Genomic DNA, 23,565 nt, shown 5'->3' with positions numbered 1-23,565 from the left:
CTGGCCGCAGGCGTCCAACTCTTCTCCAGCCGCTGGGGGCTGATGCTCGCCATGCTCGGCATGGCGGTGGGCACCGGCAACATCTGGCGATTCCCCCGGATCGCCGCGTCCAACGGAGGCGGTTCCTTCCTCGTCGCCTGGGTCGTCTTCCTGATGCTCTGGTCGGTGCCGCTGATCCTGGCGGAGTTCGCGCTCGGCAAGAAGGTGCGCAACGGCACGGTGGGAACATTCGCCGCGATGATGGGCGAGCGGTTCGCCTGGATGGGCGCGTGGATCGCCTGGGTGGCGGCGGCGATCGGCTTCTACTACGCCGTCGTCATGGGCTGGACCCTGCGCTACTTCCTGGCCGCCATCACGATGCAGCTTCAGGGCGAGCGGTCGGTCCAGCTCTGGGAGGAGTTCTCCTACACGCCCCAGGTGCTCATCTTTCACGCTCTGGCGCTCGCGATGGGCGTGATCGTCGTGCTCAAGGGGATCCGGGGCATCGAGAGCGTGGTGCGGATCCTGATGCCGGCGTTGCTGGTGCTCGTTGTGGTGCTCGCCATCCGGGCGGTGACGCTGCCGGGTGCGGTGAACGGTCTCGAGTTCCTGTTCAGGCCCAACTGGAGCGACCTGCTGGACTCGAACATCTGGCTTCAGGCGCTGACCCAGAACGCCTGGGACACGGGCGCCGGCTGGGGTCTGGTGCTGACCTACGCCGTCTTCTCGCGGCGCCGGGAGGACACGAACCTGAACTCCTTCCTGCTGGCGTTCGGCAACAACAGCGTCTCACTGCTCGCCGGCGTCATGGTGCTCTGCACGGTCTTCTCGATCATGCCCGGCGCCGCCAACCAGATCGTCGGCGCCAGCAACGAGGGCCTGACGTTCATCTGGATACCCCAGCTCTTCAACGCGATGCCGGGCGGTTCGTTCTTCATGATCCTGTTCTTCATGGCCCTGGTGTTCGCCGCCTGGACGTCGCTCGTGGCGATGTTCCAGTTGGTCGGCCTGGCGCTCGAGGAGGCGGGACTCGAACGGCGCAAGGCGATCATCTCGATCGCGGTCGCCGCCTTCGCGCTCGGCGTGCCCTCGGCGCTGTGGCAGTCGTCCTTCGTGAACCAGGACACCGTCTGGAGCGTCGCGCTGATGTTCTGCGGCCTGTTCTTCGCCCTGATCGTGATCCGCTACGGCGTTACCCGCTTCCGCGCCGAGATGATCAACACCGGCGACCAGGACATGCGCGTAGGTGCCTGGTGGGACTGGGCGATCCGGCTGGTCGCGATCGAGGCGGTGGTCCTCGTTGCCTGGATGATCTGGAGCGCCCGCAACGAGCCGCTCTGGGGGCCGCTGGGCGTCGGCAACATGTTCGGGCAGTGGATCGTCGTCGCGGCCGTGCTGATCGCGCTCAACGGCGTCTTCCTGCGCGGATTGAGGAAGCGCGCGCAGGGTTCCGGCTGACGTCGGCTCAACTGAGCCTGCGGTGCAGCCACGCCCGAACGCGCTGGATGCGCTGCCAGGCGTTCGGCCAGCGGCGCATGACGAAGACTCGCAGGCGGCGGTTCAAGCGGTCGCTGGCGAGAGAAAGCAGCGCCACGCCCAGAGGCACCAGCACGACCGCCGGAATGAGGGGCAGCGGGCCGAAGACCAACCCGAACAGAACCAGGAACGCGCCGAGCGTGAAGAGGAGGATCCGTACGCCGACGCGCAGTGGCGGCAGGTCGGGCTCGTCCTCGACGAGATGCGGCGGCTGGACCCCGGGGCGGCGGTCAGGCTGCGGCGCGGCCATCGGGCCGATCCTATTGGCGGATCCGTGAAGACACGGTTCAGGTGACCTCTACCTGGAGAAAGCGGCGCTTGCCCACCTTGACCAGGCACTGCGTTCCTTCCTCGAGGCTTAGGTGCGGGTCGCGGACCTTGTCGCCGTCCAGGGACACCGCCCCCTGCTGGATCAGCCGGCGAGCCTCCGCCCGGCTCCCGGCGAGGCCGTAGTCGGCGAGCAGGGCAAAGAGTCGCAAGCCGGCGGGAACGAGGCGGGTCTCGATTTCGTCCGGCACGCCTCCGCCCCGGAACATGCGGTCGAACTCGGAGCGGGCCGTGTCGGCGGCCTCGCGGCCGTGGAAGCGTGCCACCAGGTCGTGGGCCAGGTCGGCCTTGAGATCGCGCGGGCTTGCCCGACCGTCGAGCACCGCGCACTTCTGGCGGTCGATCTCGACCTCGTCCAGGTCGGTCAGGAGAAGCCGCCAGTCCCACATCAGGTCGTCCGGGATCGACATCGTGCGGCCGAACATCTCGCGGGGCGTGTCCTCGAAGGCGATCGCGTTGCCCAGACTCTTCGACATCTTCTGCGCGCCGTCGGTCCCGACGAGGAGCGGAACGGTGAGCGCGACCTGCGGATCGAGGCCGCGTGCGCGCATCAGATCTCGGCCGACCAGAAGGTTGAGTAGTTGGTCGTGTCCGCCAAGCTCGACGTCGGCTTCAAGGACCACGGAGTCGTATCCCTGGGTCAGCGGGTAGAGGAGTTCGTGAATCGAAATCGGCTCGTGGTTCTCGAACCTCGCCCGGAAGTCCTCGCGCTCCATCATGCGGGCGAGAGTGTAGGAACCCGCCAGCCGGATGAGGCCTTCCGCGCCGAGTTCCGCGAGCCACTTGCTGTTGTGCAGGATCTCGGTACGTTTCCGGTCGAGCACCTTCCAGGCCTGCTCCTGGTAGGTCGCGGCGTTGGCCAGGACCTCGTCGCGCGAGAGCTGGGGCCGGGTGGCCTTCTTGCCCGTGGGATCGCCGATCATCGCGGTGAAGTCGCCGACCAGGAACAGGACCCGGTGACCGAGCTGCTGGAAGTGCGCCATCTTGCGCAGAAGGACGGCGTGCCCCAGGTGCAGATCGGGTGCGGTCGGATCGAAGCCGGTCTTGACCAGCAGCGGCTGATTCTCGAGCCGTGATTGCTCGAGGCGCTGGCGCAGAGCGTCCTCCTCGACCACGTCGACGGCGCCTCGGAGGAGCAGCTCCATCTGCTCTTCGACCGGCGGGAAGCTGCTCATGGGGCGGAGGGTAACAGCGTCGCCGGGTCGTGAATACGGCCGGAAGCGACGATCCTGGCGTCCCCGGAAAGACGCCAGCGCGCCGCGCCCGCCGGCTCCGGCGGGCCTTCCTCGAGATGGAGCTCGCAGCCGCTGCGGGTGGCCGCGACCAGGGGCAGAGAGAGGCGGCCTTCCGCCACGGCGCAGCCGGCGGCGGCCACGACGCCCGTGCCGCAGGCCAGGGTCTCGGCTTCGACTCCGCGCTCGAATGACCGGATGCGGAAGCCGTCCTCACGATCGACGTCGACGAAGTGGACGTTCGCGCCCGAAGCGCCCAGGTCCGGGTGGGCGCGCAGGGCCGGTCCGAGGGACGCCACCGGCGCCTCTTCCAGGTCTCCCGGCCACCAGAGGACGAGGTGAGGCACGCCGACGAGGATCCGGTAGCAGGGGTAGATCTCTCCGTTCGCGCGCAGCGTCACCGGATGTCCCGGTCCCGGCTTGGGTACCAGGACGGCGGTGCTCGTGTCATTGACGGTCTCGGCTGTCAGAGTGCCTGCCGCCGTCCCGATCTCAACGCGGGAGATCGACGGCTCCTGCTCGAAGGCGAGTCGGGCGGCACAGCGGGCCGCGTTCAGGCACAGGTCCGCCCGGGCTCCGTCGGCGTTGGCGTAGTCGAGGACGTAGCGTCCGCCCGTTCCGCGGCGCAGGGTGAACAGGCCGTCGGCGCCGACTGAGACGCCGCGCCGGCACCACGCCCGGACCGTCTCGGCCGGCGGCGTCTCACGGTCCAGGAGGGCAATGAAGTCGTTGCCCGCGCCGGAGACCAGAAAGAACGGCGTGCCCTCTGAGGCCGTCACGGCGGCGGGCCGTCGTCGTCCTCGTCGCCGGGCTCGCCGTCCTGGTCGTCCTCGTCGTCGGGGACCGCCTCGTCCGCCTCAGGCTCAGTTGCCTCCTCTTCGGCGGCTGGTGGCTCGGTGGCGGTCGTTTCCGCGACCGGGTCGGGTTCGCGCAGAGGCGGCAGGGGCGGGCCCTTGCGACCGCACCCGATGCCGACCAGGAAAACGAGGAGGAGAGCGACGGCCGCGCCGGACGCAAGGAACCCGCGACGGCGGGACTCAGAGGACATAGCGGCTGAGGTCCCGGTCTTCCACGATGTCGGCCAGAGCGCGGGTGACATAGGCGGCGTCGACTTCCAGCGTGACGCCCGCCATGTCGGGCGCTTCGAAGGAGACTTCTTCCAGCAGACGCTCCATCAGCGTGGCCAGACGCCGGGCGCCGATGTTCTCGGTCTGGGAGTTGACCTGCACCGCGAGGCGGGCGACCTCCTTCACCGCATCGTCGCGGAAGGAAAGGTCCAGGCCTTCGGCGCCGAGGAGGGCGCGGTACTGCGTGGTCAGGGCGCTGTCCGGCTCGGTCAGGATACGGACGAATTCGGCTTCGCCCAGGGCGCCGAGCTCGACGCGGATCGGAAAACGCCCCTGGAGTTCGGGGATCATGTCGGACGGCTTGGCCACATGGAAGGCGCCGGCGCCGATGAAGAGCACATGGTCCGTCTTGACCGGGCCGTGCTTGGTCGTCACCGTGGTCCCCTCGACGATCGGCAGGAGATCGCGCTGCACGCCTTCCCTCGACACGTCGGGACCGTGGCCGCCGCCCTTGCCGGCGATCTTGTCGATCTCATCGAGAAAAACGATTCCGGCCTGCTCCACGCGGAGTTTGGCCTCCTGGGTGATGTCCTGGCGATCGATCAGCGCCTCCGCCTCCTGTCGGCGCAGGATCTCCCGAGCTTCCCTCACCTCGACCATCTGTCGCTTGCGCTTGCCGAACAGGCCGGGGAGCATCTCCTTCAGGTTGATTCCCACCGCCTCGACGCCTTGGGGGGTGAACATCTCGAATTGCTGGTGGGATGCGTCATCGACCTCGATCTCGATCATCCGGTGGTCCAGGCGTCCATCATCGAGCCATTGGCGGAATCGTTCCCGGGTCTCGCTCGGTGCGGTAGGGGCGTCCGGGTCCTTCGCGTCGCCGGTGGGCTGGGGCGCCTCGGGAACCAGGAGCTGGAGCAGCCGCTCATCGGCTCTCGACGCGGCTTCCTCTGCCACTGCGGCCCGTTTCTCCTCCCCGACCATCGCCACCGCGAGCTCCATCAGGTCGCGGACGATCGACTCGACGTCGCGGCCGACGTATCCGACCTCGGTGAACTTGCTGGCCTCGATCTTGAGGAAGGGCGCCCGCGCGAGTCTGGCCAGCCGGCGCGCGATCTCCGTCTTGCCCACGCCGGTCGGGCCCATCATCAGGATGTTCTTGGGCGCGATGTCCTCGGCGGTTTCCGGATCGACTTGTTGCCGTCGCCAGCGGTTCCGCATGGCAATCGCCACCGCGCGTTTCGCGTCCTTCTGGCCGATGACGTGCCGGTCGAGGGCCGCGACGATCTCCCGCGGCGTCAGATTCTCGACGAACTGGGCGCTCTTCGCCGGCTGGAGGGTCATGTGGCCGCCCCGTCCGCGTCGAGGCGCTCCACGGTGACTTCGTGGTTCGTGTAGATGCACAGGTCGGCGGTGATCCGCATCGCTTCGCGGGCGACCTGTTCCGCGTCGAGGTCGGTGTGGCTGAGTAGTGCCTGGGCGGCGGCGAGCGCGTAGTTGCCGCCCGAACCGATGGCCAGCGGCATTCCCGTATCGGGTTCGAGGAGGTCGCCGTTACCCATTGCCAGGAAACTCCTGTGCGCGTCGGCGACGATCATCTGGGCCTCGAGTCGACGGAGCGCGCGATCGGTTCGCCAGTCCATCGCCAGTTCGACGACCGCGCGCTCGAAGTTGCCCTGGTATTCCTCGATCTTGGCCTCGAAGCGCGAGAACAGGGCCAGGGCGTCGGCGCCGCCGCCGGCGAATCCGACGAGAATCCGGCCACGGTCGGCGCGTCGGACCTTGCGGGCGCGCGCCTTGACCACCGTGTTCGCGGCGCCGTTCGTCACCTGGCCGTCGCTGGCCATGCACGTCGTATCACCGCGGCGTACGAGCAGGATGGTGGTCATGCGGCGGGAAGGTCTCCCTCAGGTGGTTGGCCGGCGAGCCGTGGGGCACCGGCTCCCTCGTTTCACGGATTCTCCCGCAGAATGTTGCGTAGCGAGATCTCGGGCCTGGTCCAGCCCTGACCTCCGGCATAGCGTCCGATCTCCTTGCCGTCGCGGTAGACGATCGCGGTGGGGAGTTCCTTGACGCCGAGGCGGTCCACTTCGGCATCGCCCCAGGGGTCGTCGTCTCCGAGGCCGTAGTAGCTGAACCGGAGCGGCGACTCCTGGAGTTGTTCGTGGACCTTGAGGCCGCGCGGCATGAAACGCTCGCAGACCTCGCACCACGTACCGAAGACAGTGCGGACCTCGACACCGGCGCCGAGTTCGGCTAGCTCGGCCACGACCGCAGCATCGGTCTCGTAGGCGTTCGCGGAGCGGCGATAGCCGGGGTCGTGGTCGTAAAGGGCCTCGAGTGTCGCTTCGCCGGCCAGCGAGGGTCGCTGCCGAAGCTGGGCGCGGACGTCGTCAACGATGAACTCGACGCCCGTGGGGGTTTGCCGGAAGGGAGCAGGCGTGCCGAACAGCGCGCCGGGCAGCAGGTCGAGAGTGTCCTCGCCCGCGGGTGAGATCTTGAGCAGTTGCACCTTGTAGACGGCCTGATTGCGCAGGCTGATGAGCACCGGCGAGGACAGGTCGTCCGCGATCACCAGGAAGGCGCCCGCGGTTCGTGAGAGATAGAGCTGCGAGCCTGCCGACTCGCGCCCCTGCAGAAAGAGCTGGTAGCCGCCGTCGAGTTGGAAGCCACGCAGATCGTCCTGGGCCGAGGCGGCACCGCACGCCGCGAGGACGCCGGCGGCCGCTGCCTTGAGCACGAGCGCCTTGGTCGTGTGGGCGATACGTAGTTTCATGCGGGTTCCTTTCGTGGAGGCAGGTTCTGTCCCCTATGCGGGACGGCGGATGGTCGGGCTTGGGACCTCAGCCGCCCTTTGCGCGGGGATGGGTTTCCCGGTAGACCTTGAGCAGGCGTCCCGTGTCCACGTGCATGTAGCGTTGGGTGGTCGAGAGGGAAGCGTGGCCGAGCAGTTCCTGGATCGAACGCAGGTCGGCGCCTGATTCGAGCAGGTGGGTGGCGAAACTGTGGCGAAGGGCGTGCGGATGGGCGCCCTGCGCCTGCGCCGTTTCCGCCACGTAGCGGTCGATGATGCGGCGAACGGAGCGTGCGCTCAGTCGGCTTCCGTTCTGGTTCAGGAACACGGGATCGTCCTGGTCGGTGCCGGCGGGGGGATTGCGAAACACCTCTTCCCACACGCCCCGCCACTGATGGAGCGCCTTCTCGGCCGGCTCTCCGAACGGCGTCATCCGTTCGCGGTCGCCCTTGCCGACGACCCGCAGCACCCTGGCGCCGAGGTCGATGTCGCGCCAGTTCAGGGCGACGAGTTCGCCGACCCGCAGGCCGGAGGCGTAGAGCAACTCCAGGAGTGCGCGGTCCCTCAGCCCGAGCGCGCCGGCGCGTCCCGCGGGCGCCTCGAGCAGGGCGTCGATCTCGCCGGGCCGGAGGTGGCGGGGGAGGGTCTTCTCGACCTTCGGGGTCGGCACCGAGTCCGCCGGGTTCGACTGCATGCGGCCGGCGAGACAGGCGTAGCGGAACAGACCGCGCATCGCCGACAGGTGGCGGCCCTGGGTCCGGCGTGAAAGCCGGCGCTGGTTGAGGGATGCGACGAACGATCGGACCAGGAGTTGGTCGATGTCTTCGAGATCGGCATCGCGGCTGCCCCCTGCGGAGCGAAAGTCCGCGAAGGCCGCGAGGTCGCGACCGTAGGCGCGTACCGTGTGTTCCGAACAGTTGCGCTCCAAGGCCAGGTGCTCCAGGAAGTCCGCGATCAACTCGGCGAGCGCACCGTGGCGCTCGACCGTGCCTCTGGTCCTGGCTTGCTGAACGGGGGGCTCCATGGGATTGTTCCGGCGATGGCCATGCTATCGAGCCAGGTGTTCAGGGCCTGCTGGGCGCGGGCGACATAGGCGGCTCGCCGGTCGCGTCGGGGGACGCGCTCGCGCAGAGGCTCGAGCAGTCCGTAGTTGATGTTCGTCGGCTGGTAGCGCTTTGGATTCGACTCGGTCAGGTGCCGGGCCAGAGCTCCCAGGGCGGTCGCATCGGGTAGCGGAGGCGGTTGCCGGCCACCCGCCTGGAGCACGAGGTAGAGGGCGACGACGAGTCCCGGGGCCGCGGATTCGAGGTAGCCCTCGACGCCGGTCAACTGACCGGCCAGACGCAGATGCGGTCGCCGCGCGAAGCGGTACCAGCGATCGAGGTGCAGCGGGGCGTTGACGAACGTGTTGCGGTGAACCTGTCCGTAGCGGACGAACCGGGCACGCTCGAGACCCGGCAGCGTGCGCAGCACCCGGCGCTGCTCGGGCCAGGTCATCCGCGACTGAAAGCCGACCAGGTTGTACTGGCTGCGGGCGAGGTCCTCCTGCCGGAGCTGGACGACCGCGTGGGGGCGGTTGCCGGCAGGTGTCGTGAGGCCAACAGGCTTCATCGGTCCGAAGCGCAGGGTGTCCTCGCCGCGGCGGGCCAGTTCCTCGATCGGCAGGCAACCCTCGAAGAACAGGGGCCGCTCGAAGTCACGCAGCTCGATCGTGTTGGCCTCGAGCAGTTCGCGGTGGAAGGTCCGGTACTCCGTCTCGTCGAGCGGGCAGTTGAGGTAGTCGTCGCCCCCCTTGCCGTAGCGGGATGCCCGGAACAACCGGTCGTGGTCGAGGCTGTCTCCGGTGACGATCGGAGCGATCGCGTCGTAGAAGTAGAGATGGTCCGTACCGATCAGTTCCTCGATCTGCTGTTCGAGTGCCTCCGATGTCAGTGGCCCGGTGGCGATGACGCAGTCGCATTCCCGCGCAGCGGGGAGCGCGGTCAGTTCCTCGCGTTTGAGTTCGATGCCCGGGTGGGATTCGATCGCCTCGGTGATGTCGGCGGCGAACGCGGCCCGGTCCACGGCGAGCGCGCCGCCGGCCGGAACCGCGTTCCTCCTCGCGGCGGCGATGACCAGGGAATCGAAGCGCTCCATTTCCCGTTTCAGCAGACCGGCGGCATGGTGAGGGTCATCGCTCCGAAGCGAGTTCGAGCACACCAGTTCAGCGAGATCGCTGCCGGCGTGGGCCGGCGTCGAGCGCTGCGGCCGCATCTCGTACAGGGTGACGGGGCGGCCCCGGGAGGCGAGTTGGAACGCACACTCGCTGCCGGCGAGCCCGCCGCCAACGACTACGACGGGCGCGGTCATGGGTGCATCATGGCAAGGCCCCGGCGGCTTGACAAGGTCTCCCACTCTACTATCGTCGCCCGCGAGCATGACCAACTCTTCGCCTACGTCCCTTGACCGGGTCATCCCAGCCTGCGAGATCCCCTGCGTGTATGGCTAACTCGCTCGTCATCGTCGAATCGCCGGCCAAGGCCCGGACGATCGAGCGTTACCTGGGGCCCGGCTACCAGGTCGAGTCCTCGATCGGCCACATCCGGGACCTGCCGCGGAGCGCTGCCGAGGTGCCGCAGAAGTACCGTGGACGGCCCTGGGCGCGTCTCGGCGTCGATATCGAGGGCGGGTTCGATCCCCTCTACGTCATCCCGAGCGAGAAGCGGGGTCAGATCACGAAGCTCCGGAGCGCGCTGCGCGGCGCCGACGAACTGGTGCTCGCAACCGATGAGGATCGCGAGGGTGAGGCGATTGCGTGGCATCTGCAGGAAGTGCTGCGCCCCAAGGTGCCGGTTCGGCGGATGGTCTTCCACGAGATCACGAAGTCCGCCGTGGAGGCCGCGCTCCGGGACACCCGCGAGATCGACCGCCGTCTGGTCGACGCCCAGGAAGCGAGGCGGGTGCTCGACCGGCTCTATGGCTACGAGGTCTCTCCCGTCTTGTGGAAGAAGGTCCAGCCGCGGCTGTCGGCGGGCCGCGTCCAGTCGGTAGCGACCCGGATCGTCGTTGAGCGGGAGCGGGAGCGGATGGCCTTCGTGCCCGCCGACTACTGGACCGTTGAAGCGGAGCTCGAGACGGAGGACGGTGAGGCGAGGCGCTTCTCCGCGCGCGTTTCAGCGCTGGATGGCAAAGCGCTGGCGCGTGGACGGGACTTCGACCGGAACACGGGCAAGCTGAAGACGGCCGCCCGCCTGTTGATGGAAGCCGAGGCGAAGACGCTGGGACGCGAGTTGCCGGGAACCCGGCCGGTGGTGACGAAGGTCAGGGAACAACCGTTCACTCGCCGCCCCTACGCGCCCTTCATCACGTCGACCCTGCAACAGGAGGCCTCCAGGAAACTCCGGTTCGCGGCGCAGCGAACGATGAGAGTGGCTCAGGGACTGTACGAGAACGGGTACATCACCTACATGCGTACGGATTCGACCGCGCTCTCCGGCCAGGCGATTGCCGCCGCGCGCCGGCAGATCGTCGAACTCTTCGGGCCCGAGTACGCGCCGGAGAAGCCGCGCTTCTACGCCAGAAGGGCGAACGCCCAGGAGGCGCACGAAGCGATCCGGCCCGCGGGCACGAACTTCCGCGCGCCGAACCAGGTACGTGGATCCCTGGACCGGGACTCCTTCCGGCTCTATGAGTTGATCTGGAAGCGGACACTGGCGTCCCAGATGAAGGACGCGAAGGGGACGAGCACGACCGTCCTGCTTTCGACCTCCACGCCGTCGACGGCCTCGGTGGGGCTGACCGCTTCAGGCCGCGTGCTGCGGTTCGCCGGCTTCCTGCGGGTCTACGTCGAGAGTCGGGATGATCCGAAGGCGCGGGCCGAGGACGAAGAGCGTTTCCTGCCGGCGCTCCAGGAGGGCCAGACGGTCGGCCTTCCTGGCGCCGAGCCCAAGGGCCACACGACACAGCCACCGGCTCGCTACACCGAAGCCAGCCTCGTTCGTGAGATGGAGGAACAGGGAATCGGGCGGCCGTCCACCTACGCCGCGATCCTGCAGACGATTGTTGACCGCGGCTACGTGTGGAAGAAGGGATCGGCCCTGGTGCCGACCTTCCTCGCCTTCGCCGTCACCCGGCTGCTTGAGCGGCACCTCGGGGATCTCGTGGACCTGGATTTCACGGCCCGCATGGAGAGCGACCTCGACGAGATCGCGGACGGTGTCCGCGAGGCGGAGCCCTGGTTGCGCAACTTCTACTACGGCCGGGAGAAGGGACCGGGCAACGATGAACGGCGGGGTCTTCGGTCCATGGTGGGTGAGGGGGTGGACAGCATCGATGCCCGGGCAGTCTGTTCCCTGCTCCTGGGACAGGACGACGATGGGCGGGACGTGGTCGTTCGCGTCGGCCGCTACGGCACCTACCTGCAGGCAGGTGACGACGGTCAGCGGGTTTCGATCGGAGACGACGTGCCACCGGACGAGGTCACTCTCGAGAGCGCGGTGGAGTTGCTGCGTGGCGCCTCCGAGCAGGATGGTCCCCTCGGAAACCATCCGGACACGGGCGAACCGATCTACGTCAAGACGGGTCGCTACGGCGACTATGTCCAGCTGGGCGATTCGAGTTCGGGCGCGGCGGGCGGTAAGCGGTCAGCGAAAGCGGCCAAGCCCAAGATGGCCAGCCTGTGGCCGTCCATGGATCGCGCCAGCCTGACCTTGGACGAGGCCGTCCTGGTGCTTTCCTTTCCGCGTGAACTTGGTCGCCATCCGGAGACCGGCGAGCCGGTCTCCGTGCAGGATGGGCGCTTCGGTCCATACGTCAAGAGCGGCAAGGAAAGCCGTAGTCTCAAGGGCCACGAACAGTTGGCGACCGTCACCCTGGAGCAGGCGCTAGGGCTTCTGCGTCAGCCCAAACGCGGACGCGGCGGCTCCGCGTCGGTGCTTCGCGAGTTGGGCGAACACCCGGAGAGCGGCCTGGGAATCTCGCTGAAGAAGGGGCGTTTTGGCCCCTACGTGACGGACGGCCAGGTGAACGCATCGGTGCCCAAGGGTCGGGACGCGCAGGAAGTGGATCTGAAGGAGGCGCTCGAGTTGCTGGCGGCGCGGGAGGCCAGGCTCAAGGCCCAGGGCAAGGACCCGCGAGCGCCGAAGCGGCGGCCCGGCCGGAAGCGCCGCACGACGAAGAGGGGGTCACGCTAGCGAGCCATCAGTGCGTAGCTCGCGCCGTCGTAGCGGCGCACCAGTCCGTCGATTTCCAGGCGGGCCAGGGTCGCCAGCACACCGGGGATCGGGAGACTCAGTCTGGAGGCGAGTTCTTCAGGAGTCCGGGCGCCGCTGCGCAGTGCCACCAGCAGGCCGTCGACGTCGGAGTCGACATCATCTTGCCGCGCGGCGTCGGCGCTCTTGGCCCCTTCGGGGGATCGGGCCGAGGCTGCGTCCTGGAGCGTCCGGCGCTCCAGGGCGTCCAGGACGGCGGTCGGCAGGGTCTCGAGCAGCGCATCGGGGTCCAGCGCGGGGATCGCTCCGTCCCGGAGCAGCAGATGGGCCCCTGCCGATTCGCGGGATAGTACGGAACCGGGGACGGCATAGACCTCGCGCCCCAGGTCGAGGGCCAGGCGGGCGGTGATCAGGGAACCAGAGCGGTTGGCGGCACGGACCACGATCGATGCGAAGCCGAGCGCGGCGATGATGCGATTGCGGATCGGGAAGTGCCAGGGACGCGGTTGCCAGCCGAATGGGAACTCGCTGATCAGACAACCGCGCCGGGTGATCTCGGCGGCGGTGCGCCGGCTGTTCCGCGGGTAGTCGATGTCCAGGCCGCATCCGAGCACCGCTGCGGTGCGGCCGGTCCCCGCCCGTGCCGAGAGCGCGCCGCGGTGCGCGGCCTGATCGATTCCGCGTGCGAATCCTGAGACGATGATCAGGCCGGCGGCGGCGAGCCGTCTGGCGAACCAGCTCGCGACCTCCAGGCCGTAGGCGTCCGCCTTGCGCGAACCCACGATCGCGATACCGGGTCCATCCGGGAGGTTGCCTCGGACGTAGAGAACGGGCGGCGCGTGCAGTCCCAGGTCAGCCAGCGCGCGCGGATAGTCGGCGTCGACGAGTGTGATGAGCGTGGCTCCGATCTCTGTGGCCCTGGCGGTTTCGGCGCCGACGCTGCCGAGGCAGCCGCGGGCGGTGCGCAGGGTCTCCCGTACGCGTTTGACCGGCGCTTCCAGGCCTCCGGCAGCTTGCTTTGCGAAGTCACCGCAGGCGAGATCTCCTTCGGCCTGAACGCGTTGAGCGAGCGCGCACACCAGTCCGCGGTGTTCGTGGACCATGTTCAGGGCGATGAGGGCCCGCCGGATCTCGTCGCACTGGCTCTTCTGTGGGCCGCTCTCGGGGGCGGGTCGTTCTGCCATGGCTGTCTCCCTCGCCGGATCTGCGCGTGTCGCGTGTGCCTGAAATCAGCGTTCAGAGACAGAGACGGATTCCGGGTCCGTGATCTATACTCGATCGGTGACGCGCACCGTTCAATGTCCGCCGCGCGTTCTGCCGCTGATCGTCGGCGTCTTCCTCCTGCTGACCGGGTCCGGTGCCGCCGATGCGCAGAAACGCAAGGTGGCCCCCGAGGCGCGCGAGCAGTGGAAGTTCGGCGTTGACATGGCCGACCGCGGTCTCTGGAGCGAGGCCCTGTTCCGGTTCGAACAGGCTCGCCGGATCGAACCGGAACACCCGAAGATCCTGAGCAACATCGCGGTGGCCCACGAGGCCCTGGGTTTGTTCGAGCAGGCCCTGAACTACTACCAGCAGGCTCTGAGGCTGGCGCCCCGCGAACGTGACGTTCGCCGCAACTACTCGCGATTCGTCGAGTACTACCAGAACTTCAGGGGCGATCCCGCGGAGGAGGAGTCCGGAACCGACGGCGCCGCGGCGCCGGTCTTGCCGGAGAGCACCGCGGGCGCGCCGGCCGCCGAGGGTCGGTGACCGTCTGCCGGACGCGCTCCGAACTTCGCGGGACCATGGAACAGTTCTTGCACGCCGAGTGTTGGATGGCTGGAGGTGTGACGTGATGGAAGCCGCTCGTAGAGTCCCTGCGGTCGTTGCCCTGGTTGGTCTCCTTGCCGGCCTGGCGGGCTTGTTCGCCGCCGCGCCCGCGACCGCCGAAGGCACGGTGGAGGTGCGGCTCAAGCTGCCGATGAGGGCGCGGATCGACCTGGCCGGGCGCAGCACCCTGCTGCCCGCCCCCTTTCTCGTGGTCAGCCAGGAAGGTGAGGGCCGGATCGAAGGCACGGACATCGACGTGCAGGGGGAGTTCGAGCGTTATCTGAACAAGGTGCTCCGGCGGGAAACGGATCTACGGATCGTCGAGGCCGGCCGGATCGACTACCCGACTTACGATCTGGAAATGCTGTCGCGTGACGAGGACTTCTGGCGCAGTTTGGGGGAACGGACGCAGGCCGATCTCATCCTTGCCGGCACGCTGGACTTCGACATCCAGGACCGCTCCGGTTACCGCACAGAGGAGTACACGTCGCCCTTCGATGGCCGCACGATGTATCGCCAGGTGCTCGTCGAACAGACCGGATTCGAGTACGACATCGTCGTCATGGTGTTCGACGGCAGGACCGGCGAGATGATCTACAACGACAACTTCAAGGACTTCAAGAGCTTCGAAGGCGAGCAGGCGGATCCGCTGCAGGGCATGTTCGAGAACCTGTACGCGCTGGAGGACCGCATTCTCGGCGTCTTCACGCAGAAGGACATCGAAGTAGCGCGCGTGATCTTCACGCCCTAGGGAGGAGCTAGTGCACTCACGAGTACTACGGCCCGCGCGACAGTGGGCATTTCGCACAGCCGCACTCGCGTGCGCGCTTCTGGTCGGTGCCGGTGCCGGCCTGGAGGCTCAGGGCTTCGGCAAGAACAAGGTCCGCTACGAGGACTTCGACTGGCGCATCTACCACTCGACCCACTTCGACATCTACTACTACTCGGAGAGCGAGAACCAACTCCAGAAAGTGGCTTCGATGGCCGAGAGCGCCTACGACCAACTGTCCCTCGACCTGGACTACCAGATCCAGGAGCCGACGCCGCTGATCATCTACAACACGCACTCGGACTTCCTCCAGAACAACGTGATGATCAACTTCATCCCGGAGGGAGTCGCCGCCTTCGCCACGTCCGCAAGGTTCCGGATGGTGATGCCGATCGACCTGCCGGATATCGAGCTCTACGAGTTGCTCCTCCACGAGCTGACCCACATCTTCCAGTACCACATCCTGTTCGGAGGCAGCCTCGGACGCGCTCTGACGACCAATCCTCCCCAGTGGCTGATGGAGGGGATGGCGAGCTACTTCGCCAAGGACGAGAGCACGTCGGATCGGATGTACCTTCGGGATGCGGTGGTGAATGACCGTCTGCCGCCGATCACATCGGGTCAGGCCGGCGGTTTCTTCGCCTACCGCTACGGCCACGCCGCGTTCGACTTCATGGAGGAGCGGTGGGGTGCGGACGGCGTGATCGACTTCCTCTTCGAGTTCCGGAACACGATCGGCGCCCGCGTCGGCCGTGCGATCGAGCGCGCCTTCCGGATCGATCCGGAGGACTTCGACCTGGAATTCCGGCGCTGGCTCCGTAACCAGTACCTGCCCGAGCTGGTCGCGACCGGCGAACCCAGCGACTTCGGCCGACCGTTCAGGACGCGGCCGCAGGGTAGCCAGGAAACGTCCCCGGTCGCGTCGCCTTCGGGTGATCTCGTGGCCGCGTTCTCGACCTTCCAGGGCGATATCGACATCGTGCTCTTCGATACGCAGGAGCGCGAGCCCGTGCGAAACCTGACGAAGGGCTACACCGCCGAGTTCCGGCACTACGTCGCCCAGATGCTGAGCCTGGGACGCAAGCACGGACGCGACCTCGCGTTCTCGCCGGACGGAAACTCGCTTGCCGCCTTCGTGCGCAAGGAGGCGGGCTACTCCCTGGCGATCATCAATGTGATCGGCGGCGGCGTGCGTCGCGTGATCGACATGGAGATCGAGCAGCAGACGGCGCCCAGCTGGAGTCCGGATGGAAGGAGGGTCGCGTTCGGCGGCAACCAGAACGGCCAGTACGACATCTTCGAACTCGACCTGGACACCCTCGAGATCCGAAACCTGACGAACGACGAGGTCTTCGACGGCGCGCCGTCCTATTCCCACGACGGAAGATGGCTCGTGTTCTCCTCGGTGCCGGGCGAGACGGCCCAGCTCTTCCGCCTGGATCTCGAGACGAGGGAGCGATCCCGGCTCGGCAGCGACGAGTACCACAACACGGACCCCGTCTTTTCGGGAGACGACCGCAGGGTGTACTTCACGTCGGATCGAACCGGTGCGGAGAACATCTTCGGGCTCGACCTTCAGACCGGCGAGCTGCGCCAGTACACGAACGCGATCACCGGCTGCTTCCAGCCCACGGTGCTGACCAAGGCGGGCAGCGATGACCGGCTGGTGTACACCGGCTTCTGGCAGGGGCGGTTCGACCTCTACGAGACGGACGTCGACGAACCGATTGGCGAGGTCCAGGTCGTCGACGTGAGCACCGGAGGCGATCCGATTCCGCCGATCGAGCTCTTTGAGCCGGATATCCAGGTCTCCATCGACGAGTCGAACAAGGAGGACAAGCGCGGGTGGCGGCTGTTCCTGGAGGACGCCCAGACCGCGATCGGCGTGGACGACAACCAGACCTTCCTGGGGCAGGTCTACCTCCAGTTCTCGGACTTCCTCGGGGACCGGCGGCTGTTCACGACCTTCGCTTCGATCGAGCAGTTCTCGATGTTCAACGTGACCTACCTGAACCTGTCGAACAGGCTGCAGTGGCAGGTGTCGCTGTTCGACGACCGCGCCTTCTACGTCGGCTATGACTACCGCTACGGCTACTACGAGCGGGGACGGTCTTTCTTCCAGCAGACGGGCGCCATCTTCTCGATCTCGTACCCGATGAGCTTCTACCGGCGCTTCGAACTGGGCGCCGGCTACATCCGGCGCAAGCTGGACTATCAGGCATACGCTCGCGACAGCGACTTCAATCTGCTCTTCGATGACTTCGGCCGGCCGATCCCGATCGTCAGCCCGCGCGAGGACGACTACCCGGTGATCCAGGCCGCCCTGGTCGGGGACACGACCGTGTTCGGGCCGGCGGGACCCTCGAGCGGTCACCGCTACCGGCTGTCGGCCGAGTACGCACCGGACCTCGAGACCTCGGGCGTGTTGACCCAGACGATCCAATTGGACGCGCGGAAGTACTTCCCCCTCACCCGGCGCAGTGTCTTCGCGACCCGCTTGTTCGGCAGCGTGAGGACGGGGAACTTCCCCAACCCGGTCTACTTCGGCGGCCTGGACACGGTACGGGGGGTCGACTTCCGCGACATGGTCGGCGATCACGGTTTCTTCGCGAATCTCGAGTTGCGTTTCCCGCTGATCGACTTCTTCGTGACACCCATCTGGACCTTCCAGGGGATCCAGGGGCGGTTCTTCCTCGACATCGCGGGCGCCTACTTCGACGGCATCCAGGATTTCGAGATCTGGGACTCCGAGAACAGCCGGCTGGATGATGCGATTGCCGCCTACGGTTTCGGCATCACGGTGAGGATGCTCGGCGTCGATCTCCACTGGGACTTCGCGACCCAGTGGGACCTGAAGGAGTCGGGCGACAGCCGTACGACGTTCTGGATCGGCCAGCGCTTCTGAAGACCGGCCGAGTCGGGCATCGATCGGCCTGATTGCGGATGCCTGGAGGTCAACTCTCGCTGTTCGGCGATGGTGCCCTGGCGGCCGCCGCGCGAGACTCCAAGCTCGAATCGAGGCGGCGCCGTGGCGGCAACGGAGCCGGCCTGCGAGCGGCGGTGCTCGGATCAGGAAGCGGCGGCAACGCGACGATCGTGGAGAGCGTCGACGGCTGCCTGCTGCTGGATGCCGGGTTCTCGTGCCGGGAGCTGGAACGGAGGTTGGAGATGGTCGGCCGTTCCGCGGCCGACGTGGACGCGGTGCTGCTGACCCACGAGCACAATGACCACAGTCGCGGCGCCAGCCGCTTTGCTCGACGCCACCAGGTTCCCGTCTACGGAACCCGCGGCACGTACCGCGACCCCGAGTTGAGCGGCCTGGGCCACCTCGCCCGGCCGATGGGGCCCGGGGTTCCGCTCACCATGGCCGGATTCCGGATCGAGGTGTTTCCCGTGTCCCACGACGCGCGGGAGCCGGTCGGCATCGTGGTCGAAAGCAGGGGTGGATATCGCCTGGGGCTGGTGACGGATCTGGGTCGCCGAACCGCGGAAGCCTGGCGGAGTCTCCGGGATCTCGACGTTCTGCTGCTCGAGTCGAATCACGATCTCGACATGCTGCGCACGGGACCATACCCTTGGCCCCTGAAGGAGCGCGTGGCGTCGGCTCGGGGACACCTCAGCAACGAGGAAGCCGCGGCCGGCCTCGACGAGCTCCTGTCGGATCGCTTGTCGTGGGTCGTCCTGTGCCATCTGTCGCAAACCAACAACTCGCCCGCGTTTGCCGCTGCGGCGGTACAGCCGGTTCTCGATCGCCGGTGTTCACGCGCGAAGCTCGTGGTGGCCGAGCAGCATCGGCCGGGGCCCTGGTTGGACGTCGGTACGGGAGGTTGAGTTGACGCCTGACGGAAAGTCTTTCGTGGCGCGGGTGCTGGTCTATCCGCGTGCCGAGGTTCTCGATCCCCAGGGGCGGGCAATCGAAGGCGCGCTCGAGCGGATCGGCTTCGACGGTGTACAGCGCATTCGGGCCGGCAAGAGCTTCGAGGTCGCTCTTCGTGCGGCGAGCAGGGCCGAGGCCTCGGAAGCGGTCGACCGCATGTGCCGGCAACTGCTCGCGAACCCTATCGTCGAGGACTACAGCGTGGAGTGGATCCGGGCGTGAAGTGCGGGATCGTCGTCTTTCCCGGCAGTAACTGCGATCACGATGTCTACCACGTGCTCGGGCATGTGCTCGAGCAGGAGACGGTCTTCCTCTGGCACCAGAAGACGTGTCTCGACGGATGCGAGTTGATCGTCCTGCCGGGTGGATTCTCCTACGGCGACTACCTCCGCGCCGGGTCGATGGCGGCGCACTCGCCGATCATGGCCGCCGTGCGGCGGCACGCCGAAGCCGGAGGCCGGGTTCTCGGCATCTGCAATGGCTTCCAGATGCTCCTGGAGGCGGGCCTGCTTCCAGGCGCGATGCGGAGGAATCGTGACCTCCGCTTCCTCAGCGTCGACGTGCACCTGAGGGTTGAGCGCGACGACCTGGCGTACTGCTCGGGCTACCGCCGGGGCGAGGTGCTGCGCATGCCCATTGCCCATGCTGAGGGCAACTACGTGGACACCGACGAGGCCCTTGATGATCTGGAACGGAGCGGGCAGGTGGTCTTCAGGTACGTGGATTCCAAAGGCAACCTGGCGTCCAGCGCCAACCTGAACGGATCGAAGAGGTCGATCGCCGGCGTATGTAGCGCGGATGGCAACGTGCTCGGGCTGATGCCCCACCCGGAGCGCTGCGCCGAGGACCTGTTGGGCAACGGCGACGGTCTCGCCCTGTTGGCTGGAGCGGTTCAGGTCGGCCGCGGGGCGGAGTTGCCGGCGGCGGTCGGCGGGTAGCGGCCGTGACGGCGCCCAGTTCCCTCGCCGGCGAACCTGTGGTGGATGCCGGGCTTGCGTCGGAGCGCGGTCTGACGACAGAGGAATACGGCGGTCTCTGCGACCTTCTGGGACGTGTCCCGACGTACACCGAGCTGGGGATTGCGTCGGCCCTCTACTCGGAGCACTGCTCGTACAAATCGTCGAAGATCCACCTCCGCCGTTTCCCGACCCGGAGTCGCCGGGTTGTTCACGGGCCTGGCGAGAACGCCGGAGTCGTCGACATCGGTCACGGTTGGGTGGCGGCCTTCAAGATGGAGAGCCACAACCACCCGAGCTTTATCGAGCCCTACCAGGGTGCTGCCACGGGTGTCGGCGGCATCCTGCGGGATGTGTTCACGATGGGCGCCCGTCCAATCGCCTGTCTCGATTCCCTGCGCTTCGGGAACATCGACGGCGAGCGCGGCGCTCGCATGCGGCACCTCGTCGACGGGGTCGTGAGGGGGATCGGGGACTACGGCAACTGTGTCGGTATTCCAACTGTCGGAGGCGAGACGGGCTTCCACAGTTCCTACAACGGCAACATCCTGGTCAACGCGTTCGCGCTCGGGGTCTGTCGTCGCGAGCGCATCTTCACGGCTGTAGCTTCCGGCGCCGGGAACCCGATCCTCTATGCCGGCAGCCGAACGGGTCGGGACGGCATTCACGGCGCGACGATGGCTTCGGAGGCCTTCGACAGCGAGAGCGAGGCCAAGCGGCCGACCGTTCAGGTCGGTGATCCGTTCACGGAGAAGGTGCTGCTTGAAGCGAGTCTCGAGGCGATGCGAAGCGGGGTCGTGCTGGGAGTGCAGGACATGGGAGCCGCCGGACTGACCAGTTCCTGCTTCGAGATGGCGGCGCGTGGTGGCGCGGGGGTGGAGCTCGATCTCGACCTGGTGCCACTGCGTGAAGCGTCCCTGACTCCGTACGAGATCATGCTTTCCGAGTCTCAGGAGCGGATGGTGTTCGTCACCCAGAGGGGGCAGGAAGGGACCGTCGCCTCGATCCTCGCCCGCTGGGGCCTTCAGGCAAGGAAGATCGGTCGGGTGACGGACGACGGTCGAGCCCGTCTGGCGTTCCGCGGTCGAACGGTGGCGGATATGCCGGTCGAGCCGCTGGTGGACGGAGCGCCCGTGTATGACCGGCCTGCCCAGCCTCCGGCCGATCTGGCCCGGCGTCAGGAGGACGTGCGACCCGAGGTAGCCGACGATCCGCTCGGCGCGCTCAAGCGCCTGCTGGGGACTCCCGAGCTTGGGGACAAGGAGTGGATCTACCGACAGTACGACTCGACCGTGCGCTCGAACACGATCGTCGGCCCGGGCTCGGACGCGGCGGTTCTGCGGCTCAAGGGCACACCTTCGGCGCTCGCGCTGACGTCGGACGTGAACCCTTCGTACTGCTGGCTCGATCCGCGACTCGGTGGTCGGCAGGCGGTGGCGGAGGCAGTGCGCAACCTGGCAACCGTGGGCGCCGAGCCGGTGGGCATGACGAACTGTCTGAACTTCGGCTCGCCTGAGAATCCCGAGATCGCGTGGCAGCTTCGGGAGTGCATCTCGGGGATGGCCGATGCGTGCCGGGCCTTTGATGTGCCGGTGATCTCGGGCAACGTGTCCCTCTACAACGAGACCGAGGGCGAAGCCGTGCGGCCGACACCCACGGTGGCGATGGTCGGTGTGATCGACGAGCTGATGGAGCTGGGCGTGGAGGGTGAACTGAACCGCCTGCTCGGTTGCGGCTTCTGGCGCCGTGGGGATCGCGTGCTGCTGCTTGGCAGGAGTGGAGACGAGTTCGGCGGTTCCGCCTACCAGCGACTGCTCTACGGCATCGAGGCGGGGCGGCCGCCCGCCGTCGATCTTGGGGCGGAGGCTGCCCTCTGCGGCCTTCTGCGCCGGGCGCGGCGATCGGGTTGGCTGAGCGGCTGTCACGATCTCTCGGAGGGTGGATTGATCGTGGCACTGGCCGAGTGCGCCATGGTCTGGGGCCTCGGCATGCGTGGATCCTTCGACGGCGGTCCCCTGAGTCTCTTCTCCGAGGGACAGGGAAGGGCGATCGTCACGGCCTCGCCGGCCCAGGTCGATGAGGTGCTCGGTTCGGCGGAAGCGCTTGGCGTTGCCGCTTCGGACATCGGTGAGGTGGGCGGTGACCGTATCGTGCTCGGGTTTGACGGCGGCGCGGTCGACAGCTCGGTCGACGAGCTGCGGACTGTCTGGACCGAAGCTCTTCCGCGGGCCGTGGGCTAACCTAGCTTCATGTGCGGGATCTTCGGTATTGAGGGGGCTCCAGACGCGGCGAACCTCACTTACCTGGGTCTCTACGCGGAGCAGCACCGTGGCCAGGAGAGCGCCGGGATCGTGTCGTGGGATGGGGACCAGCTCCATGCCGAGCGAGGTATGGGGAAGGTCGCCGAGATCTTCGATGCGAACAAACTCTCCGGACTGCCGGGTGAGCGCGCGATTGGCCATACGCGCTACTCGACGGCCGGTTCGAGCGTCATTGCAAACGCTCAGCCGATCGTCGTCATGACCTCGATGGGACCGCTCGGAATCGTCCACAACGGCAACCTGGTCAGTGCACTGGCCACACGGAGTGAGTTGGAGGCGGCGGGCTCGATCTTCCAGACCACCAGCGACTCCGAGGTCTTTCTGCACCTGATGGCCACCCGTCCTCACGAGGAGATCGTCGAGTCGCTGCTGCGGGTTCTGGGAGAGGTGAGGGGGGCTTACTCGCTGCTGCTCATCAGCCGCCAGGGCCTCATTGCTGCCCGGGACCCCTATGGCTTCCGACCGTTGATCCTGGGAGACCTCGACGGGCAGCCGTGCTTCGCTTCGGAGAGTTGCGCCTTCGACCTGCTCGAGGCGCGGCTCCTTCGCGAACTCGATCGTGGCGAGGTCGTGCTGGCGCGGGGAGATCGCATCGAGAGTTACCGCTTGCCGCCGGTTTCCAAGGCAGCGCGGTGCATCTTCGAGCATGTCTACTTCGCGCGTCCGGACAGCGAGGTGTTCTCGGACACGGTGGCCCAGTCCCGCCTTGAGATGGGGGCTCGTCTGGCCCGGGAGTCACCGGTCGAAGCGGATCTCGTCGTGCCGGTGCCGGACAGCGGTCTCTACGGAGCGCTCGGCTACAGTCGGGCTTCCGGAACGCCGATCGAGCTGGGCTTGATCCGGAACCACTACATTGGGCGCACCTTCATCGAGCCTCAACAGTCCATCCGGCACTTCGGCGTCAAAGTAAAACTGAATCCGGTCCGGGATCTGATTGCCGGCAAACGGATCGTGCTGGTGGATGACTCGATCGTGCGCGGCACGACGTCGCGCAAGATCGTCAACATGGTTCGCGAGGCCGGAGCCTCCCAGGTGCACGTCCGCATCACGTCGCCGCCGACCGCCTTCTCTTGTATCTACGGCATCGATACGCCGACACGCGGCGAACTGATCGCATCGGATCACTCACTAGAGGAGATTCGGCGCTTCATCCGGGCCGACAGCCTTGCTTACCTCTCGCTCGAAGGACTGCTCGAGTGCGTTTCCGGTCGCCCGGATACGTACTGCACGGCCTGCTGGACGGGTGAGTACCCGGTACCGGGGGAGGGCTACGACGAGACCCAGGCGGAGCTCTTCCCGCTTCGCCTGGAAGCTGGCTCGTGAAGGAAGCGAGTGCCTACCGCGACGCGGGAGTCGATCTCGCGGCTCAGGACCGAGCGCTGGCCGGAATCGGCGAGCTGGTGAAGTCGACATTCACAGAAGGCGTTCTGAGTGGTCTGGGAGCTTTCGGCGGCCTGTTCGCCCTGCCGGAATCCCTCCGACAACCGGTGCTGGTGGCTTCGGCGGACGGCGTGGGCACGAAGCTCTCTGTCGCACGAATGGCCGGCGATTTCGGCACCGTGGGCGGCGACCTCGTGAACCACTGTGTCAACGACATCCTGGTGCAGGGCGCGACTCCCTTGTTCTTCCTCGACTATGTCGGTGCGGGAAAGCTCGATGGCGAGCCCATGAGGTCCCTGCTCCGAGGCGTTGCGGAGGCCTGCATCGAC

21 protein-coding genes (1 of these 21 only partly in view) are annotated in these 23,565 nt (G+C 67.1%); 11 read left to right on the top strand and 10 right to left on the bottom strand.

Annotated features, from left to right (window positions below; all coding sequences use genetic code 11):
• The gene (locus OXG83_17635; GenBank protein MCY3966836.1) at nucleotides 1-1,437 is read left to right on the top strand and encodes a sodium-dependent transporter; all 1,437 of its coding nucleotides are present in this window, start codon (nucleotides 1-3) and stop codon (nucleotides 1,435-1,437) included.
• 7 nt (nucleotides 1,438-1,444) lie between these two features.
• On the opposite strand, the gene OXG83_17630 is transcribed toward OXG83_17635, so the two are convergent.
• The 9 genes from OXG83_17630 to trmFO form a co-directional block, all read right to left on the bottom strand.
• Nucleotides 1,445-1,765, bottom strand: a complete 321-nt coding sequence (locus OXG83_17630; GenBank protein ID MCY3966835.1) for a hypothetical protein — start codon at nucleotides 1,763-1,765, stop codon at nucleotides 1,445-1,447.
• A 37-nt stretch (nucleotides 1,766-1,802) separates the two neighbouring features.
• Nucleotides 1,803-3,017 (bottom strand): tyrosine--tRNA ligase, encoded by a 1,215-nt coding sequence (gene tyrS, locus OXG83_17625; GenBank protein ID MCY3966834.1) that lies wholly within the window; start codon nucleotides 3,015-3,017, stop codon nucleotides 1,803-1,805.
• Nucleotides 3,014-3,853 carry a diaminopimelate epimerase gene (dapF, locus tag OXG83_17620; protein ID MCY3966833.1) on the bottom strand — a complete coding sequence of 280 codons (840 nt, stop codon included), beginning with the start codon at nucleotides 3,851-3,853 and terminating at the stop codon, nucleotides 3,014-3,016. Before dapF ends, tyrS begins: the two co-directional genes overlap by 4 nt.
• On the bottom strand, nucleotides 3,850-4,122 hold the full coding sequence (locus OXG83_17615; protein MCY3966832.1) for a hypothetical protein: 273 nt from the start codon (nucleotides 4,120-4,122) through the stop codon (nucleotides 3,850-3,852). The genes dapF and OXG83_17615 overlap by 4 nt, the downstream gene beginning before the upstream one ends.
• Nucleotides 4,112-5,485, bottom strand: coding sequence for an ATP-dependent protease ATPase subunit HslU (gene hslU, locus OXG83_17610; GenBank protein ID MCY3966831.1), 1,374 nt, complete (start codon nucleotides 5,483-5,485; stop codon nucleotides 4,112-4,114). Before hslU ends, OXG83_17615 begins: the two co-directional genes overlap by 11 nt.
• Nucleotides 5,482-6,030, bottom strand: coding sequence for an ATP-dependent protease subunit HslV (hslV, locus tag OXG83_17605; GenBank protein ID MCY3966830.1), 549 nt, complete (start codon nucleotides 6,028-6,030; stop codon nucleotides 5,482-5,484). Before hslV ends, hslU begins: the two co-directional genes overlap by 4 nt.
• A 62-nt stretch (nucleotides 6,031-6,092) precedes the next feature.
• On the bottom strand, nucleotides 6,093-6,917 hold the full coding sequence (locus OXG83_17600; protein ID MCY3966829.1) for a thioredoxin family protein: 825 nt from the start codon (nucleotides 6,915-6,917) through the stop codon (nucleotides 6,093-6,095).
• A gap of 67 nt (nucleotides 6,918-6,984) precedes the next feature.
• Nucleotides 6,985-7,959 carry a tyrosine recombinase XerC gene (gene xerC / locus OXG83_17595; protein ID MCY3966828.1) on the bottom strand — a complete coding sequence of 325 codons (975 nt, stop codon included), beginning with the start codon at nucleotides 7,957-7,959 and terminating at the stop codon, nucleotides 6,985-6,987.
• A complete protein-coding gene (gene trmFO / locus OXG83_17590; protein MCY3966827.1) occupies nucleotides 7,890-9,284 on the bottom strand; it encodes a methylenetetrahydrofolate--tRNA-(uracil(54)-C(5))-methyltransferase (FADH(2)-oxidizing) TrmFO in 1,395 nt (464 codons plus the stop codon). Before trmFO ends, xerC begins: the two co-directional genes overlap by 70 nt.
• A gap of 131 nt (nucleotides 9,285-9,415) precedes the next feature.
• Between trmFO and topA the strand changes: the two genes are divergently transcribed.
• Nucleotides 9,416-12,106: a type I DNA topoisomerase gene (gene topA / locus OXG83_17585; GenBank protein ID MCY3966826.1), complete on the top strand. Its 2,691-nt coding sequence runs from the start codon at nucleotides 9,416-9,418 to the stop codon at nucleotides 12,104-12,106.
• Here topA and dprA read toward each other — a convergent pair.
• Nucleotides 12,103-13,308, bottom strand: a complete 1,206-nt coding sequence (gene dprA, locus OXG83_17580; protein ID MCY3966825.1) for a DNA-processing protein DprA — start codon at nucleotides 13,306-13,308, stop codon at nucleotides 12,103-12,105. The genes topA and dprA overlap by 4 nt on opposite strands.
• A 79-nt stretch (nucleotides 13,309-13,387) precedes the next feature.
• Between dprA and OXG83_17575 the strand changes: the two genes are divergently transcribed.
• The 9 genes from OXG83_17575 to purM form a co-directional block, all read left to right on the top strand.
• On the top strand, nucleotides 13,388-13,873 hold the full coding sequence (locus tag OXG83_17575) for a tetratricopeptide repeat protein (GenBank protein MCY3966824.1): 486 nt from the start codon (nucleotides 13,388-13,390) through the stop codon (nucleotides 13,871-13,873).
• Nucleotides 13,874-13,958: 85 nt separating this feature from the next.
• Nucleotides 13,959-14,684, top strand: coding sequence for a hypothetical protein (locus tag OXG83_17570; GenBank protein MCY3966823.1), 726 nt, complete (start codon nucleotides 13,959-13,961; stop codon nucleotides 14,682-14,684).
• 10 nt (nucleotides 14,685-14,694) lie between these two features.
• Nucleotides 14,695-17,607 (top strand): hypothetical protein, encoded by a 2,913-nt coding sequence (locus OXG83_17565; GenBank protein ID MCY3966822.1) that lies wholly within the window; start codon nucleotides 14,695-14,697, stop codon nucleotides 17,605-17,607.
• Between the two features lie 38 nt (nucleotides 17,608-17,645).
• A complete protein-coding gene (locus tag OXG83_17560) occupies nucleotides 17,646-18,533 on the top strand; it encodes an MBL fold metallo-hydrolase (protein ID MCY3966821.1) in 888 nt (295 codons plus the stop codon).
• A gap of 1 nt (nucleotide 18,534) precedes the next feature.
• On the top strand, nucleotides 18,535-18,801 hold the full coding sequence (gene purS / locus OXG83_17555) for a phosphoribosylformylglycinamidine synthase subunit PurS (GenBank protein ID MCY3966820.1): 267 nt from the start codon (nucleotides 18,535-18,537) through the stop codon (nucleotides 18,799-18,801).
• Complete coding sequence (gene purQ, locus OXG83_17550) at nucleotides 18,798-19,517, top strand: phosphoribosylformylglycinamidine synthase subunit PurQ (protein MCY3966819.1); 720 nt, start codon at nucleotides 18,798-18,800, stop codon at nucleotides 19,515-19,517. Before purS ends, purQ begins: the two co-directional genes overlap by 4 nt.
• Nucleotides 19,518-19,522: 5 nt before the next feature.
• On the top strand, nucleotides 19,523-21,775 hold the full coding sequence (gene purL, locus OXG83_17545; GenBank protein MCY3966818.1) for a phosphoribosylformylglycinamidine synthase subunit PurL: 2,253 nt from the start codon (nucleotides 19,523-19,525) through the stop codon (nucleotides 21,773-21,775).
• 9 nt (nucleotides 21,776-21,784) lie between these two features.
• A complete protein-coding gene (purF, locus tag OXG83_17540) occupies nucleotides 21,785-23,179 on the top strand; it encodes an amidophosphoribosyltransferase (protein MCY3966817.1) in 1,395 nt (464 codons plus the stop codon).
• On the top strand, nucleotides 23,176-23,565 hold the 5' end (the start) of the coding sequence (gene purM / locus OXG83_17535) for a phosphoribosylformylglycinamidine cyclo-ligase (GenBank protein MCY3966816.1). The gene runs 684 nt beyond the window's last position; only the first 390 of its 1,074 coding nucleotides appear in the window; its start codon is at nucleotides 23,176-23,178; its stop codon lies off the right edge, out of view. The genes purF and purM overlap by 4 nt, the downstream gene beginning before the upstream one ends.

It is taken from the genome of Acidobacteriota bacterium (assembly GCA_026707545.1).
Taxonomy (GTDB): domain Bacteria; phylum Acidobacteriota; class Thermoanaerobaculia; order Multivoradales; family Multivoraceae; genus Multivorans.
The sequence above is the reverse complement of the archived record's forward strand: the minus strand, read 5'-3'. Positions and strand labels throughout refer to the sequence as shown.